General features: G+C 49.9%; 5 protein-coding genes. All 5 read right to left on the bottom strand.

Going from position 1 to position 19,242, the window contains the following annotated elements:
- Positions 1 to 59: 59 nt before the first annotated feature.
- The 5 genes from PSE_RS18115 to PSE_RS18135 all read right to left on the bottom strand — a co-directional run bounded on the left by PSE_RS18115 (position 60) and on the right by PSE_RS18135 (position 18,780).
- Positions 60 to 12,539: a DUF5801 repeats-in-toxin domain-containing protein gene (locus PSE_RS18115; RefSeq protein WP_014286178.1), complete on the bottom strand. Its 12,480-nt coding sequence runs from the start codon at positions 12,537 to 12,539 to the stop codon at positions 60 to 62.
- A 368-nt stretch (positions 12,540 to 12,907) separates the two neighbouring features.
- Complete coding sequence (locus PSE_RS18120) at positions 12,908 to 13,813, bottom strand: transglutaminase-like cysteine peptidase (protein WP_014286179.1); 906 nt, start codon at positions 13,811 to 13,813, stop codon at positions 12,908 to 12,910.
- A 28-nt stretch (positions 13,814 to 13,841) separates the two neighbouring features.
- Complete coding sequence (locus tag PSE_RS18125) at positions 13,842 to 15,149, bottom strand: HlyD family type I secretion periplasmic adaptor subunit (protein WP_014286180.1); 1,308 nt, start codon at positions 15,147 to 15,149, stop codon at positions 13,842 to 13,844.
- A gap of 1 nt (position 15,150) precedes the next feature.
- Entirely contained in the window at positions 15,151 to 17,328 is a 2,178-nt protein-coding gene (locus PSE_RS18130; RefSeq protein ID WP_014286181.1) for a type I secretion system permease/ATPase, read from the bottom strand.
- An 87-nt stretch (positions 17,329 to 17,415) separates the two neighbouring features.
- On the bottom strand, positions 17,416 to 18,780 hold the full coding sequence (locus tag PSE_RS18135) for a TolC family outer membrane protein (RefSeq protein ID WP_014286182.1): 1,365 nt from the start codon (positions 18,778 to 18,780) through the stop codon (positions 17,416 to 17,418).
- Positions 18,781 to 19,242 lie beyond the last annotated feature (462 nt).

Raw genomic sequence — 19,242 nt, forward strand, 5'->3', positions numbered from 1 at the left:
AAGTAGCTCTCACTTCAAAAGCAAAAGGCCCGGGCTGATATCAGCCCGGGCCTTTTTTATTAAGCGACTACATCCACCTGAGTGTATGAGCCATCATCATCAAGAACAACTTTGATTGTATCGGTTTGGCTAATGTTATCGAGGTGAGCAATCTTCGACCAGTTCTCACCATTGGCAGTTCCATCCACATCAACCAGCACGTCGCTTCCAGAACCATTTTCCTGAACTTTCACGTACTGCCCAGCTTCAGCAGCATCAACCTCATCATCCCCGAAGGCTTTGTTCAGAAGTGCAGAGATATCCAGTCGATCGACTGTAAGATCTACTTCACCTTGCGCAGTTCCATCAAAGTCTGTGATCGTATCGAAACTGCCGTCCAGAACATCAAAGATGAAGGTATCCAAGTCATCTTCACTTCCACTAGTCATCCGATCATAACCAGCACCACCATTGAAGGTATCCGAGTAGTTGCGATGGCTTACAGGATGCCAATCATCGCCAATCAGGAGATCATTGCCCTCACCACCAGACATATCGTTATGCCAGTTACTTTGCCCTTCAATTCTGTCATTTTGATCTGTACCATTCAGGCGATAATGCCATCCTGGATTCTTGTCAGGATCACTTTCATAGAACCTATTCTGTGAGAACGCAGGCTCGTTATAGTCGACAAAGATCGTGCTTGGATTCTCTGTATTCTCAGTCACATTGATCGTTGTAGTAGCAACATCACTCTCGTCTGAACCATTGCTGACAACCATTTCGATTGTTCTCACTGGATCGTTTGATGAGGTGTTGAACTCGATAGCCTTGATCGCTGCAACATATGCTGCATGGCTTGCATCACCTGAAAGGGTCAGAACCAGATTTCCACCCACAACAGCTGTCGTAGCGGAAATACCAGCGTAAGCACCCTGAGGAATGTAGCTAAGAGCATCACCCTGCTGATAGTTCTTCAGTGTGATGACAGCACTGGAGAGCTGATTATTGGCAGCGTTGTTGTCTCCATCAGAAACGGCAACAACATCACCGATAACTACCCCTGCCCCCCCAAGCTTGAAGTTCGTCGTATAGTCAGTTTCAGGCACATTCTCATGACCTTCAATAACAACATTGAAAATGCGAGCGTAGTCACCAGCTTCAAAATCTTCAGAGACAAACTTCAAGATTGTTTCTGATGGCACATACCCTGGCACGTCATTCAACAAATCAATTACAAAATCAGATGGAGACTGCTGTTTGGAAGCTAGATCAGTAGAGTATGTCTTCGTAACACCACTCTCATCTTCCCACTCCAACACAATCAGCAAATTATCTCCAGCATCATGAAGAACATGATCGGCATGAATAATCAGCTTTGCGTCAGTCATGTCAGAAAGATCAACAGATCTTGAAATCTCACCATCACCTTTAATCACGAGATGATAGTTAAGCAGATTGTCCCCTAAGTCTTGGTAGTTAGATACGATCTTTCCATTGTAATTTGTCGAACTGTCATCGTCGCCAACTTCATGCCAAGAACCGTCCAACCATAACCGGCTACCATCACTACCCGAGTAGCCTCCTGGTTGACCATTATTGTTGTCAGGACCTTTGAAATCATCTGCAACTGAGAAGGCAACATTCTTACTAGAAAGAGAAAGTGAAAGCTCAGCAGCCTGATCAGTCACTGACACAGAGATATCTTCACTGACTTCTTCGTGGCCGTCACTTACGACAATGTTGAAGTCATACTCTTGGTCTGTCCCCACATCTAGCGGGTTCTCAAAATCAGGTGCGGCTTTGAAGTAAACTTCATTACCTCTGATTTCGAAGAGATGAGCATCATCTCCACTCAGTGAGTATGTGAGCGCATCACCGTCAACATCAGCTGCGCTGAATTTTGCAACCGGACCTGTTCCGTTTTCGTCAAACTTGGACTGCACATCTGTAACAGTTAGTTCAGGATGATCATTCACCGGTGTAACTTCAACAGTCACCGTAATCACTTCTGAACGATCGCCATCAGCATCCTCAATGACGTAACTGAAGCTATCAGAACCATTAAAGTTTTCGTGTGGTGAAGTGTACTGCACCGTTCCATCTGGATTGACAGTTACAGTACCTTTTTGAGCAGTCTCCCCATCGTTCTCAAGGAGGATCGTTGCTGCCTTATCAGCACCAACTTCGTCATTTGCCAGTACGTCAATCTTGAAGGACACGTCCTCCTCACCGCTGGCATTATCTGCAGCACCGGTCGGAACATCATCAACGATGTTGACGGTAAACTCACCAGAAACACTATCACCATCGCTATCCGTAGCGACAAAATCAAAGGTAAGCGAGAGGTCTTCGGCTTCTGAGCCTTCGTGATCTAACTGTCCGAGCAACTCAAATGCGTAAGCACCGGAACCATCACTAGACAACGTGACCGTGAAGACCGCATCACCAGTATCTGTAGCACTCTGAGGCACCACATTGGTGTATCCAATCAGAACAGCACCGAATGACTTAAGGAAGACAGGTGAACCAGCGGACTTCAGATCAGTGTTTTCATCAGTTTTGGCTACTGTCCCATCAAGACTATCCGCAAAAGTTACAGCTCTAGCATTTGTGCCACTGGTCGCATCATCAGCACCCCACTTAATGTGAAGTTCATCACTCGCAACAGCAGAGCCGCCTTCAATGTCAGCTTCATCAACAATAGGCCCGACTTTATGGAGCTGGATGTTATCCAGATACGTGCCAAGGCCGTTGTTCTGGCCAGGAGTAGCCAGCTCGATAAACTCGAGGCGATCTCCACCTGCTTGACCAGTGCCGACAACAGTAATTTTGAAGTTTGACCAGTCAGTGCTGTCTGTTGAATAGACACCATCGCCAACTTCAACACCATTCCACAGCACTCTCACATCACTGCCCGGACCATTATTAATGCGGTCAGCAAGATCAAACGACAACTCATACTGAGTGTTCGCCTCTGTGATGATGTTCTGATAGATGCCGTCGACTTTATTCGAATTAGCCCCATCCTTATCCAGCTCTAGATACTGGTCTCCGTCAGAAGATGGACTGAAGCTGTTGGAATGGATTTCAAACTTGGTGCCGTTGGTAGACATCCAGCCAGACATTGTGTCGACTGCCTTATGCCCTTTAGAACCGATATCAGGATCCTCAAAGGAGCCATTTACCACAAGGTTCTGGCCATAGACGCTGTCGTCAAGCACTGGGCTGTCATCGTCAATCGTCACAGTGAAGTTTGAAGACGCTGTGTCACCGTCACTGTCTTTCGCAACAAAGTTGAAAGTCAGATCAATATCATTCTCATCATCACCCGCTGGATGATCAAGATTGCCCTTCAAATCAAAGCTGTAATAGCCTGTGTCCTCATCTGAAAGAGTTACAACGAAAACAACTTCGCTAGTGCCAGCCTTGGTCGCTGTAAGGACAGTATCACCCTGGCTAAGAGTATAGACGAGAGATACACCATCAGAGCTCAGCCCTGCTGGCAACACCGAGTTGGATGCAAATGTGACAGAGCGATCACCAGTACCACCAGCATCACTGTTGGCGTTGTCAGCACCCCAACTGATGTTGAGTGCAACATCGTCAACCATTGTCTCAGTCGCAGCTGCATCACCAGGAGCATCGTCCTTATTACCAGCTGCCAGACCATCTTCATCAACAACACTATCAGCAGGAGCACCAATCACCGGCATGTCATCATCGACAGTGACAATGAAACTGGAAGAAGCGGTATCCCCATCACCATCAGTCGCGACAAACTCAAATGACAGATCAATATCATTCTCATCAGCACCGGCTGGATGATCAAGGTTGCCCTTCAAGTCAAAGCTGTAAGAGCCAGTACCCTCATCTGAAAGAGTAACTACGAAAACAACTTCGCTAGAACCAGCCTTCATCGCTGTTAGGACAGTGTCACCCTGACTAAGAGTATAGACGAGAGGCACACCATCAGAGGCCGACCCTGCTGGCAGAACTGAGTTAGAAGCAAATGTGACAGTGCGGACACCATCATCTGCACCCCAGTTGATATCAAGAGAGACATCACTAACTGAAGCTGAAGTTGCTGCTGCATCTCCGTTGGCACTGTCTTTGTTACCGTCGAGGAGCCCATCCTCATCAACGGTGCTGGCCAATGGCGACCCGATCTCAAGCAGATCATCATTTACAACAACCCTAAAGCTGCCAGATGCAGTATCACCATCACTGTCTTTCGCGGTAAAGCTGAAGTCCAGCAGTAGGTCCTCTTCAGACCCAGCAACATCGTGATCAAGATTACCAATAAGCGTGAAGGTGTAAGAGCCTGCATCTGCATCAGACAAAGTCACGGTAAAGACTTCGTCTCCACCAGGGCCTTTCAATGCCTTAAGCGTGGTTCCATCCGCACTGAACTCATAGACCAGTTGAACGCCGTCAGAACTCAAGCCACTTGGAGGATTGGTGCTCGATGTATAGAAGACAACGGACCTGTCACCAACACCTCCAGTGTTGGTGTTCGCATCATCAGCCCCCCACAAGATGCCAAGAGAATCCGTTGCAACAACTGGCTCAGCCCCACCAAGTTCTGCCTCATCAACATACCCTGCTGTTTTGTAAAGCTGGATGTTATCAAGGTACGTCCCAAGTCCATTGTTTTGGCTTGAACCTGAAACCTCAACAAACTCAAGGCGATCACCGCCATCCTGGCCAGTACCAACAACGTTAACTGAGATGTTTATCCAGTCGGTACTATCAGTCGAGTAAACACCAACTTCTACACCATTCCAAAGGACACGCACTTCACTGCTTGGACCATTGTCAGCACGATCCGCCAGACTGAACAACAGTTCATACTGAGCATCTGCTTCTGTTACGATGTTCTGATAGATGCCATCAACAGCACCACCTGCATCCATATCCAGCTCTAGATACTGCTCACCATCTCTTGGTTGGCTAAAGCTATCAGAATGGATCTCAAAACCAGTCTCATTAGTAGACTGCCATCCATCTATAGAGCTGAAGAAGCTATATGAGGAACCAATATCTGGCTGCTCAAAAGAACCGTTCACAACGAGGTTCTTCTCATAAGCGTTGTAATCGACGTAAGGAACATCATCGACGATCTGGATTGTGAACTTACCATCCAGATTGACGCGATCGCCATCACCATCAACAGCGTCGATGACACTTCCAAAATCAATCAGCAGCTCTCCGCTGTGTTCGTTATCCAGATGGCCAGCAACATGATCAAGCTGATCAAACAGTTTGAAGACCACATCACCATTGTCAGACGTCAACTCAAGTGAGAACACCGGATGATCATTAGCAAAACTGTACTCTGTGTCTCCCGTAGTTTCGAGATATCCAACCAGCTTACTGCCAATCACCACATAAGACAGTTTTTCGCCACCTGATTTCAGGTCCATGCCCTCAAGTGCAGAGACAGCCTCATCAGCAATAACAAACACGCCCCCGTCATTACCAAAATCAACGAGATTGCTAATGTTTTCGGTGACATAAGCAGGGCCTTTGACGTCATTGGCACCCGTAGTCGAACCATCGCCATTGCCATCATTTGGTTGGTTACCCGGCACACCAGATCTGTCACCGACAATATCGTCTTCATCTGCTTTCGCAGTGATCTCATCACCCGTGAGAACAACTTCATCATCCTGGACCGAGATTACAGCTGTTGCAGTCGATGTATCTCCATCACCATCAGTGACAGTAAAGCGTAGCCGCAGGTCAATGCTATCATCGCTTCCAGCTTCACCTGCATCAGGATGGTCAAAGCCGAGTATTTGAGTAAACTCATAGGATCCATCAGGCTGAACAACCACCGTAAAGGCAGAGCTACCACTCGTTTCAGTCGTGCCTTCAAGTGTGATAATGCCGTTTGCATCCGTAGTGCTGGAAAGAACAATCTTCTCACCACCCACAGTCAGGAAATCGCCACGCTGCCCTTGAGGCTCTTCCATGTCATAGCGACGGACATAGCCCTGAGAATTGCGGAAGTGAGCGCCAGTAACCGTCGCACCATCAGCACCTTCTTCAAACTGCAATTGGCCAGAGACGACAGTTCCAAGATCAGCTGCCTCATCCACTGCAATCTGAGAGCCTGAGCGAATGGCATCGGGCTCATCATCATGGAAGATGATCTTGTCGCCAATCACAGTAGTTGCTGTGTCTGTATCACCATCACCATCTGTGATGGTCAGACGAGCAACGATCAGATCACCAAGATCAAGACTGTCGTCCTGACCCGGCTGAGCATGTTCAAGTGAAGCATACTGAACCACACTGACCGTTCCATTGTCATCGATGGAAACAGCAAAGATTACACTCGCATCGCCGTCACCCGCACGGCCAACGATCAGATCACCCTCCGTGTAAAGGTTGATCTGAACACCTTCGGTCGTCTGCAATCCGGAGTTCAGACCTTCAGCAGAAATTTCCAGAGAAACGGCAACATCACTAACACCGTCAGCCCCTCCAAAGATCTCAGCATCCAGAACACCCTGCTGCTGGGCAAAGATCGTCTCCATGTCTGGATCAGTAGCAGCGTCATTCTCAACCGCAGCAAACAATGCACGTATATTAGAACCCGGCGCAGCATTAACTTCATCGTGCTGCAAGCCGCTTGTCTCATCCAGCTCAACAGTTTCACCGGTGGTGAAAAACTCCTCAATATGTGGTCCGTCATCGTCGAAGGTCAGCAAATGCCCGACAGAAATCTCCGTTGAAACTTCATCACCATCTTCATCAGTAACCGTCAGGATTGCAGTGACTTTTCCATCAAGAGACACATGTTCATCGGAAGAGTCGGTATCCGGATGTTTAATGGACATGTATTGAACCATTGAAACATTGCCGTTCTGATGCAGGTGGATCGCAAACGCTGCCTCTCCACTTGGAACACGGCCAACAATCTGGCCGTCTTCCAGAGTGAGCGTAATCTCTTCACCTTCTGTCGTGGTCAAACCAGACGTAGCATCATCAATGCGGAACACGAGTTCATGGCTGCCACGCTCATCAGCACCAACATGTCTATGGAAGTCCAGAACATCATTGCGCGCGTAGATCGGGCCACTCAGGTCTGGGTCACTGCCTATGCTATCAACGTCTTTGAATGTGTTAAAGCCGAACCAAGGCGGAATGTTATCGCTATGAGGCCCTTCAGTCTCATCGATGCGAATATGATCATCCACCCAGATATGTGGTTCTGGAACATCATCAACAACGGTCACATTCAGCTTGCCGTCCAGATCAACGGTATCCCCGTCCCCGTCTGTCGCAACAATCACGGAACCGAAGTCGATGGCATCAATCGTGGAACCATCACTGAGCTGAAGCGCAGTATTCTCACCATGACCGGTAACGTGATCCAACTGGTCCGCCTGCAACACAGCAAACTCACCAGTTTCACTGTTCAGGATCAAACCAATAACCGGACGGCCATCAGCAATGCCGACCATCAGTGTAAGCTTGGCATTCAGCTGAACACTCTGGAACTCAACGGCATCTCCATCTGAGGTCAGTCCCAGATCTGTCAGCTGTTGTTCTGCATCACCTGCAAAGGTGAAGGAACCTGAACCAGCATCTCCATCAGCTCCAAAGTCGACAACACCCTGTAAACTACCAGTATTAATCGCAGAACCGGTCCAGAAGTCAGTCCAGTTGCCGTCACCCTCAATCCCCCAATAATCAGGGCTGGTGCCGGTAGACAGAGGCGTATCGATATCATCTTCATCAATGGTGACATCCCGCTGCTGATTGGTTACACGCGGACCGTCATCATCAAACGTTAGCAGATCACCAACAGCAATCTCAGTTGAAACAGCATCACCATCTTCATCTGTAACCGTCAGGATCGCGGTGACTTTTCCATCAAGCGATACGTGCTCATCGGAAGAGTCGGTATCCGGATGCTCAATGGACATGTACTGAACCATTGAAACCTTTCCGTTCTGATGCAGGTGGATCGCAAACGCAGCCTCTCCACTTGGAACACGGCCAACAATCTGACCATCTTCCAGAGTAAGCGTAATCTTTTCACCTTCTGTCGTGGTCAAACCAGACGTAGCATCATCAATGCGGAATACGAGTTCATGGCTGCCCCGCTCATCAGCTCCAACATGCCTGTGGAAGTCCAGAACATCATTGCGCGCGTAGATTGGGCCACTCAGATCTGGGTCACTGCCCTTGTCTTCAACGTCTTTAAATAGCTTGCGAATACGCCCCTTCGCAGGAACGTTGTCACTGTGATCACCTTCAGTCTCATCAATGCGGATATGATCATCCACCCAGATGTGAGGCTCAGGAATATCATCAACGACAGTCACATCCAGCTTGCCACCCAGTTCGACGGTATCCCCGTCCCCATCCCTGGCAACAATCACAGAACCAAAGTCAATGGCATCAATCGTGGTGCCATCACTGAGCCGCAATGCAGTGTTCTCACCATTACCTGCAACATGATCCAGCTGATCCGCCTGCAACACGGCAAACTCACCAGTTTCATTGTTCAGTGCCAGACCGATAACAGGACGACCGTTCGCAACACCAAGCATCAGAGTGATATTTGGTGTCAGCTGAAGACTGTCAAACTGAATGCTATCTCCGTCAGAGGTTAGACCAAGATTGGTCAACTGCTGCGTAGCATCATTAACGAATGTGAACGAGTTAGCGCCCGCATCCCCGTCCGCACCAAAATTAACAACACCTTGCAGATCGCCGAATGAGATTGCTGCGCCAGTCCAGAATTCAGTCAGGCTCGCATCACCTTCAAAGCCCCAGTAATCAGGGCTGGTACCAGCAGAGAAGATGGTATCGATATCATCTTCATCAACAGTAACGCCTTGCTCCGCACCTGTCAGGCTCGGCCCATCATCACCAAAGCGGATCTTTTCGCCAATTGCGATGTCTTGGCTCGCAACATCTCCGTCTCCATCGGTGACGGTCAGAACGGCAGAGATCTTGCCATCCAGGTTGACGAACTCATCGTGATCGCTGGTATCCGGCTGCTTGATGGACTGGTACTGCGCAAGGCTGACTTCACCAGCCTCATCAATCGCAATTGCAAACACAGCATCGCCATCCGCACCACCAACACGGCCAACAACAAGACCGTTTTGCAGATAAAGCAGAATGTCATCGCCTGCGGTGGTCTGAAGACCAGAAGACATACCGTCTTCCTCAATGCTCAGCGTCACCGTATGGGTCGCGCCATCTGCTCCGTTGTCATAGGCAAAGTCCACCACGTTATCACGGGCAAACTGAGCCTCCATATCGTCGTCAGAACCTGGGTTATTTACGCCGTCAAACAGCTCAGAAACAGCCGTTTCTGTGGTGTCGTCATTGTCCAGACCAGCACTCTCATCAACCTGAACGTACTTGTTCACTTCAAGCGAGGTAATGGTTGGACCATCATCGCCAAAGCGGATCTTTTCGCCAATCTCAATGCTCTTGCTGGCAACATCTCCGTCTCCATCGGTGACGGTCAGAACGGCGGAGATCTTGCCATCCAGGTTGACGAACTCATCGTGATCGCTGGTATCCGGCTGCTTGATGGACTGGTACTGCGCAAGGCTGACTTCACCAGCCTCATCAATCGCAATTGCAAACACAGCATCGCCATCCGCACCACCAACACGGCCAACAACAAGACCGTTTTGCAGATAAAGCAGAATGTCATCGCCTGCGGTGGTCTGAAGACCAGAAGACATACCGTCTTCCTCAATGCTCAGCGTCACCGTATGGGTCGCGCCATCTGCTCCGTTGTCATAGGCAAAGTCCACCACGTTATCACGGGCAAACTGAGCCTCCATATCGTCGTCAGAACCTGGGTTATTTACGCCGTCAAACAGCTCAGAAACAGCCGTTTCTGTGGTGTCGTCATTGTCCAGACCAGCACTCTCATCAACCTGAACGTACTTGTTCACTTCAAGCGAGGTAATGGTTGGCCCATCATCACCAAAGCGGATCTTTTCGCCAATTGCGATGTCTTGGCTCGCAACATCTCCGTCTCCATCGGTGACGGTCAGAACGGCAGAGATCTTGCCATCCAGGTTGACGAACTCATCGTGATCGCTGGTATCCGGCTGCTTGATGGACTGGTACTGCGCAAGGCTGACTTCACCAGCCTCATCAATCGCAATTGCAAACACAGCATCGCCATCCGCACCACCAACACGGCCAACAACAAGACCGTTTTGCAGATAAAGCAGAATGTCATCGCCTGCGGTGGTCTGAAGACCAGAAGACATACCGTCTTCCTCAATGCTCAGCGTCACCGTATGGGTCGCGCCATCTGCTCCGTTGTCATAGGCAAAGTCCACCACGTTATCACGGGCAAACTGAGGCTCCATATCTTCGTCAGAACCTTTGAAAGCCACATTCGCAAAAAGGTCAGAAACAGTCGTATCTGTAGTGTCGTCATTGTCCAGACCAGCACTCTCATCAACCTGAACGTACTTGTTCACTTCAAGCGAGGTAATGGTTGGCCCATCATCACCAAAGCGGATCTTTTCGCCAATTGCGATGTCTTGGCTCGCAACATCTCCGTCTCCATCGGTGACGGTCAGAACGGCGGAGATCTTGCCATCCAGGTTGACGAACTCATCGTGATCGCTGGTATCCGGCTGCTTGATGGACTGGTACTGCGCAAGGCTGACTTCACCAGCCTCATCAATCGCAATTGCAAACACAGCATCGCCATCCGCACCACCAACACGGCCAACAACAAGACCGTTTTGCAGATAAAGCAGAATGTCATCGCCTGCGGTGGTCTGAAGACCAGAAGACATACCGTCTTCCTCAATGCTCAGCGTCACCGTGTGGGTCGCGCCATCTGCTCCGTTGTCGTAGGCAAAGTCCACCACGTTATCACGGGCAAACTGAGGCTCCATATCTTCGTCAGAACCTTTGAAAGCCACATTCGCAAACAGGTCAGAAACAGCCGTATCTGTGGTATCATCATTGTCCAGGCCTGCGCTCTCATCAACCTGAACGTACTTGTTCACCTCAAGCGAGGTAATATCAGCCAGATCATCATCAACAATCACAGTGAAGCTTGAGTTTGCGATGTCGCCATCGCTGTCGGTTGCAACAAAGTCAAAAGTCAGGTTGATGTCGTCTTCCGTATTGGTAACTGGGTGATCCAGAGGACCCATCAGCTCAAAGCTGTAAGTACCAGCGGCATCATCGGACAAAGTCACCTTGAAGACGGCTTCGCCACCATCTCCTTTAGTCGCAGTCAGTTCAGTACCGTCATCGCTGAGGGAGTAGACCAGAGCTACACCCTCTGAGGTCAGTCCTTGTGGCGCCTCAGGTGTTCCAGCAAACTTAACAGAGCGATCACCAACACCGTCCTGCTCGCTGTCCGCATCATCAGCACCCCAATCAATATCGAGAGATGCTGTTATCGTATTGGACGTGGCAGGGGCATCGCCATCAGCATTGTCGTTGTTGTTGCCGATATCAGGAATACCATCTTCATCAACGGTACCTGTAGTTGGCTCGCCAACTTCTGGCAGGTCGTCAGCAACATTCACAATCAGGAACGAGTCCGCAGAATCTCCGTCCGCGTCAAAAGCCAGGAAACCAAACTCAAGTGCCAGAATGTCTTTCACATCTGCTTCCAGATGATCCAGATTACCGTGCAGAGTAAAGGTGTACGCACCCGTCTCGGTAAACGTGTTGAGCAGAACCTCGAAAACAACTTCACCATTCGGCAGCTTAGCTGTCAGCAACTGGCTTCCATCGCCAATTTCATTGGCAGCATCCGCAGTCAAGTCCTGCACTTCATAGGAAAGAGGCTGCCCGTCAGCTGTTAGGCTTAAAGGGTTGCCTGCACGATCAACCGGTACACCATTGTCCAGCTGGAACTGCAAAGAACGCTCAGCAACACCATCAAGACCGAAATCAACGTTCAGATTACCTGTAAAGGAAAGCGGTCCTTTACCAGCATCTGCCCAGTCAGTCTCATCAAGAGCACCAACTTCTGCAATACCGGCAACAGGAACATCATCCACGTCCTGCTCAGGTTCATCATTGGCCGCAGCAGCACCTGCATTGTCTTCTGGCCTCAGCAGATCATTAACATTCAGCCCTGGCCCCAGTGGCCCACCGTCAGGGTTGTCGTCAAAGTCCTGACCGGAACTTCCTGGCTCTTCCAGCTGATCAGCAATCGGCGTGCCATCACCTGCAGCGGTCTGCAGAGTATCAACTGGCAGAATTTCAACCAGAGCCCCAAACTCTTCGATGGTCAGTGCCTGGTTTTCACTCAGGATCAGAGAAGCGTCGGTCTGGTCACCAGTAAAGAACCCTTCAACAAGCAGTGTTCCCCCACCAGAGAACAGGATCTGCAGGCTTTCGCCATATCGAAATAGACTGACAGGCACCTCCAGCATCTGGCTGAAGTCGACCAGCTGACCTGGCTGCCGAACGAGAACCTCAGAGCTTCCTTCTGCAACAACGCCAATCTTCAGCGTTTGCGGAGGAATCGTAGCTTGGGAGGTGTTGGTGGCTGTGTTCGTGGAAGACGCTTGACGCTCTGACATAGTAGCAAACCCGACGCATAAACAGTTTTAATAAAATTTTAGCAATTGCGCCGATAATTTTGCCAATCCTGATAAAAGTCAAATCATTTCCTTAAGGAAATTTTAACGTCGTTAATTCCGTCACAGTACGGCAACACCCTGAAATCGCGCATTTCTGCGACCAAGGTTTTAATTTGATTAAATTTTATTGAGTATTTTACTTTTTATTAAACACCGCTCCCTATACAGGGTGGCGAAGTTATTAACGGGAAATGGTGCTTTTTGAGAGCTGATTGGCAGGAGAAAGGGCTTCCCGAACAAAAAAGAGCGCGTTCTTTGCCCCTTGTAACGCGCTCAAAAAATAGGTTTTGTAAACTGGATTCGCGGTTCTAGTTAAACGCGCGGGTCATTGCAGCAAGAGATGTATACTTGATCTTTTGCGGGAGCTGCTTGCCACTACCGGCAACATGCACCCATTTATAGTTTTTGGTGTCTTGCTTAAGAGCAACGCGACCAAAGCGATTATCCAGCACATACTCCCCTCCTTTATAGGAGAGATTGAGGATCGCGTGGTACTGGCCAATTTTGGTATCATATACCGCAACCACCTTCATATCTTCCGCCGGAATACCAAGCTCTCTCAAGGTCCAGTACTTCAGGACAGCATAATCCTCGCAATCCCCCCGGCGCTGGCTCAGCGTTTCTATCGGAGAAGCCCAGTAATCGCTTTGCCCCCACACTTGCTGATCACTCTTGTAACTGATCAGGGCGTTAATTCCGCGATTAACGTAGGAAAGCTGCTTATGACGAGGAAGCTTGCGAGCTGACTTAATAAGATTGCCCCAGGTGTTCAGCACGCCAACTTCACATTTCTCGCTACTTTTCAAACACTTGGAAGAACTCGTGATACTATCCATCTGGCTGGTAATAATACTCCAGCGCATATCGATAGAAGTTCCTGCTGCAGAGCGAACAACGCTTTGAAGCTTGCTGGCAGACTTATCAAGAACAGCATCAGCCCCATGAGCAGAAGCCGTTTCGATAGCAGGAAGCTCAGGCTTAACCATTGGCACAGGCATGCGGGCTTTGGCCAGAACCACCGGTTGAGGGGTAGAAACAGAAGCGAGATCCGCTGGAAAATATGGGGTTTGCGGCTCCAGTGCAGCAGCCGCAGTAACAAACTGAGAAAATCCAAGTGCAACACCGGCAAATCCGAGAACTGCAGCTTTGTAGACACAATAATCCTTAGTTGCCGCACGGCGTCTACCGGCGGCCCAAAACCTATTACAAAACATCCTGACGCCCCTTGTCAGGCGCTCGAAATTACCTTTCGCGGAGTGCTTCCGAACGCACTTTGTTTATAGGCTTAAGGATGTAATCCAACACCGTTTTAAAACCGGTTAAAACGTCTACTGAGGCCACCATTCCTGGAATTATTGGTAAAGGATCCGTTTCCGTCCCGAGATAGTTTTTATCTGTTCTGACGTTCACTTTAAAAAATCGATTTCCCTGCTCGTCCTTGGTGGAGTCCGCAGCGATCCTTTCCAGCTTGCCTTTCAGACCACCATAAATGGAGTAGTCATAGGCAGTGATTTTGACCGTAACCTCTTGACCTGGCCTAAGAAATGCCACGTCTTGAGGACTGATCTGCGCTTCAATCAGAAGCGTATCTTCAAGCGGAACAATCTCAACCAGAGGCTCTCCAGGCTGCACGACAGCCCCGATTGTGGATATATTCAATTGATTAACCACACCGTAGACAGGCGCCTCAAGATCGGTCCGCTGAACCTTATCGCGAGCAGCTTTAATGCTCTCATTTATTACCGCCAGCTCAGCACGTGCTGCAGCTAACTCCTGACGAGCCTTGGCATGAAACACAGTCTGCGCATTGGCGATACGTTCTTCCGCCTCCTGCCCCGCTGAAGTCACACGCCGGATAGAAGCATTCAACACTTCCAAACTGCCCTGAGCTTCATCCAACTGGCGCTTAAGACGCAGGAACTCAATCTCTGGAAGCACTTTGCGCTTGAAGAGCCGTTCGTTAATTTCAACCTCGCGGGCCAGCGTTTCAGTCGTCACAGTCGTTTTGCGCTGTTCCGCCAGAAGCTCCTCCAGCTCCTGCTCTCGCTGCAAACGCTGATTTTTGAGCAAAGAAATCTCACTCGCCAACTGTTGCTTGCGAGCCAGATAAACCTGTTCTTCTTCAAAGCTATGGCCCGGCGCATTGCTTCTAAGCTCCTCAGAAAGCTCCAGAGGCGCATTGTTGGCCTCCGCCATCAATCTCTCTGCGCGCGCCAAAAGGCTCCACTGACGCTGCTGAAGCTCACCAAGCTGCGAGGAAAAGCCTGTATCATCCACGCGCACCACTATATCGCCCTTCTGGACGATCTGCCCCTCTTCCACGAGTAGAGATTTCACGATCCCTTTCTCAGGCGCTTGAACAATCTGGATCTGGCTGGATGGCACAACACGCCCTTCACCACGTGTTACTTCTTCAAGCTCAGCTTGAGATGCCCAGACGATACCGGCAATCAGCGCAACGAAAACAATCAGAATAACACGCGTTGCTGCCCGTGGTGGGCGCGTCTGCAGACTGGCGCGGATATCGGTCGCATAATCCCAGTTTTTCATCTTACACACCCTCCGCATTGCGCTGACGTTGTTCTTGTCGTGTCGCCCCAAGTGTACGCAGCTTTTCAATCACAAGATCCCGTGGACCATCCGCCACCAACTGGCCTTTATCCAGCGCAATCAAACGGTCTGTCAGCTGCAGCAAGGACGTCCGGTGCGTACTGATGATCATAGTCGTGTCTGGTGAGTTATACTCTCTCAATCGCTCTAGAAGACGACGCTCAGAGGCTGTATCCAGATGGCTGGAAGGCTCATCAAGGAACAAAAGACGCGGTTGACGCAGCAACATTCTGGCCAGCGCAACACTTTGCTTTTGCCCGCCAGAAAGCAACCGCCCCCCCTCACCCACTTGCATATCAAAGCCATGCGGATGGGTCGCAACGAAATCCTCAACACCGGCAATATGAGCTGCACGATAGATATCTTCGTTAGACGCCTGAGGACGTCCGACAACGATATTTTCTCGCAGGCTGCCGCTGAACAGCACGTTATCCTGAGACAGGAACCCAACTCCGTCTCGAAGATCAGCCGGATCATATTGGCGCGTATCAATCTGATCGACGAGGATTGCCCCGTCGGATGGCGTATAGAGTCCAGCTAACAATCGCCCAACGGTCGACTTACCAGCACCAACACGGCCAATCAGCCCGATCGTCTCACCTGGCCTAATCTCAAAGCTCACATCACGCAGCGAGTCTTCAGCCGCTTCCGGATAACGGAAGGAAACATTCTGGAAGGAAACTGCACCGGAAGTGATCCGGCTGTTTACATAAGTTCGGTTAGGCCTGCGTTCAGCTGGCAGATCCATCAGACCAGATAACATCTTATAGGAATGCATGGTCTGGCGCAGGCGCGTCAAAGTACCTGCAATAGAGGACAGAGGCGCAAGCACACGGCCAGAAAGCATCATCGCTGCGATCAGGCCACCCATGTTTACAGTGCCCTCATTGACCAGATAAACGCCCCAGACAACGATACAGATAGAAACCAATGCCTGCGCGAAGCCAGTGAGCGACTGCGCCAATGTGGACCAGTAGCGCCCTTTAAGAATGGCAGCCGCACTGGATGCAACGGAGCGCTCCCACTTGATTTGCATGGAGCTTTCAGCATTGAGCGCACGAATGGTATCGATATTCGCGATACTCTCCACCAGCACCGAATGGCGCATAGCGCTTTCCTTGGTCGCCTGATCAACCGATCCGGCAAGCGCAGGCTGCACCAGTAGATTAATCAGAATAACAACCGGAACCGCCACAAGCGGCACATAAGCAATCGGCCCGACAATGATGAACAGCACCATCACGAACAAACCGATAAAACACATATCTATTAGAGCAACCAGCGAGGAGGACGTGAAGAACTCACGAACGGTCTCAAACTCTTTGATGTGGTTGGCAAACTGACCGGTGGATCCTGGACGGTTCTCCAGATCCAGACCAAGCGCATGGGAAAAGATCCGAGAAGCAATCGCAAGGTCTGCCTGCTTACCCGTCATGTTAATGATCGAGCTGCGTGCAGTCTTTAAAACTCCATCAAACACCAGTGCCAGCACAACCCCAGCAGCGAGCGCCCACAGCGTTGGAACTGCAAAATTCGGCAGCACCCGATCATAAACGTTCATGATAAAAAGCGGAGACGCCAGTGCCAGACTGTTGATCACCAGAGCCGCAATGGCAACGTGGATGTAGTCCTTCCAAAAACCCGCAATGACACCCCAGAACCAATGCCCGTCTCGCCCGGAGCCCATACCACTGTTCTCAGAGGTCATGTTCACCGGTTTGAAGAAGATCGCATGACCGCTGTAGAGCTTCTCCAGGGCCGCAATAGAAAGGATCTGCTGTTCCTCAGGCTTCTCGGCATCCACGATGGACGCATGCCCGGTACTTTCATTCAGCTCTCTCAAAATACGAAGACTACCGTCCTCAAACACAAGGATCGCAGGAAGCGAGATTGCCGGAATGGTGGCTGCCTTTTTATTGACGACCAACGCCCGCATCCCGCAGTTGGATGCTGCACGCTCAACCAGCTTGATGGAAAGCCGCTGACCATCGTATGGCAACCCTGCAAGAATGACCGAAGCCGTTGCATAGTTGCCGTAACTTCTGGCGATGTACTTGATTGCCTCAATCAGTGGATCTTTGACGTTCACTTCAGCTGAGTTTTCAGTCTCGACGGTCATTACAGTCTCATCATTCCTAACGACAAAAGGGAGCCGCAAAGGCTCCCTTCCTGAAGAAAATTTCGGCTATGCGTGCAGGTTACACCATTAACGAAGTGGTTCAATCTGGAAACCTGCTGCCTGAGGGAAGACCGAAGTGTTCCCGCGGCGATCAGCTCTTGCCTCAGCTGGTGGCGTGATGTCGAACATCGCCAGCAGATTACCCGTGGTACCCTGCAGCTGGTAGGTAGAGAACTTGAGGATGTACTCAGCTGAAATCAGATCGATACGGCTGTTAAACAACGCATTTTCTGCGTTCAGCACGTCCAGCAAAGAACGCTGACCGATGTTGTATTCCTGACGGTATCCACTCACGACACGCTGGTTTGCAGAAACAGTCTGGCGCAGCGCGGAGATACGTTCGCGGGTTGTCTGAACAGACGCCCATGCCTGCTCAACAGCCTCATCGGTTTCACGGCGCATACGGTCTACACGAGCCTGAGCTTCAGCTAGCTGCTCAACAGCACGACCGCGCATCGCACTGTCATAACCACCGTTGTACAGGTTCCACTTCAGACGAACCATGATGCGGTAATCATCACTGCGGCCTTCATAACCATTCAGGTCATCACCAAAATTCGCTGAACCGTTCAAAGTAACGCGTGGCATGAAAGAAGAGCTGCTCTGCTCAAGCGCAAAACCAGCAGCGTCTGTATCTGCCTCAGCAGAAAGGATCAGCGGGTTGCTCTGACGAGACATGGCAAGCGCAGAAGAAAGGCTCTTAGCAGCAGCAGAGTTTGCGGCAGAAACAGCCATCAGATTATTTGGAGCAACGCCAACCACGCGGCGATACTTCGCCATCGCATCCAGCAAAGACTTGCGGACGCTTGCAGTGATCATACGGGTAGCAGCTACACGTTCCTGAACCTGAGCAAGGTCAGCAGCGCCGGTTTCACCGCCGTCGTAACGCTCTTTAACTTCACGCGCCAGACGCTGGTGAAGAGCGGTGTTCTCTTTAGATTTGTTGAGGATCTTCTGGTGACGCACAACGTCGATATAAGCTTCAACGGCATCAAGTGCGATCGCTTCAGAACGCTCCAGCACGCGCAGAGCAGCACCATCAACACGGGCACTCTGGCGGTAGATCTCATTTACGGAGCCAAAGCCATCAAACAGCAGCTGTTCAGCTTCCACACTCACCTGCTTGGCAGCGCGCCACTGTTCCGTTGTGTTGGACTGTGCTCTGCGAAGGCGTTCAGCACCAAAGGATGCGTTCACGCTCAGCTTTGGCATGAAGGCGCTTTGAGAAGCACGCAGTTCCTGATCACGCGCTCTTCTGTTCGCTGCAGACTCTACAATGTCCGGATTTGTGAGAACGGCGGTTTCAACGGCATCTCTTAAAGACGCAGAATGAGCAGACGTTACCCCCAACGCGCACATCAAAAGTGCAACAGAAGTACCTCGAAAAAGCATTGCCCTACACCCCAATGACTTTTCCACGAACGGCGTTTACCTCAACCAACCAAAGACAACGACATTTCATCTTCACATCGCCCCTGATTTTCCGCCCATGGGAAAAACAAAAAGAAAATCTAAGAGAGTAAAATCACGTGTTGAGATTTTTATCAATATATTTTTTCACATCACAAATGATACCCTTAAATTTAAAGAGAACCCTTGAATATATGCAACACTCAGCACAGCAAATTTATAGAAAACAGCAAGAATACTTAAATAGAGACCCAACACAGCCAGAACGCATTACAACGTTCCTTTGAAAACATATCTATTAGAACTCATCTAGGAAGAAATAGAGTCACCTCTACTCACCCTCGATATAGTACTGAGGAAAATTAGAAAGATAAAATTTTAGAGATATTCATTCCCAGTCGCTAAAATACCACCTGTCATTGAATTTTATTTACGCTACTGGAA

Source organism: Pseudovibrio sp. FO-BEG1, assembly GCF_000236645.1.
Taxonomy (GTDB): domain Bacteria; phylum Pseudomonadota; class Alphaproteobacteria; order Rhizobiales; family Stappiaceae; genus Pseudovibrio.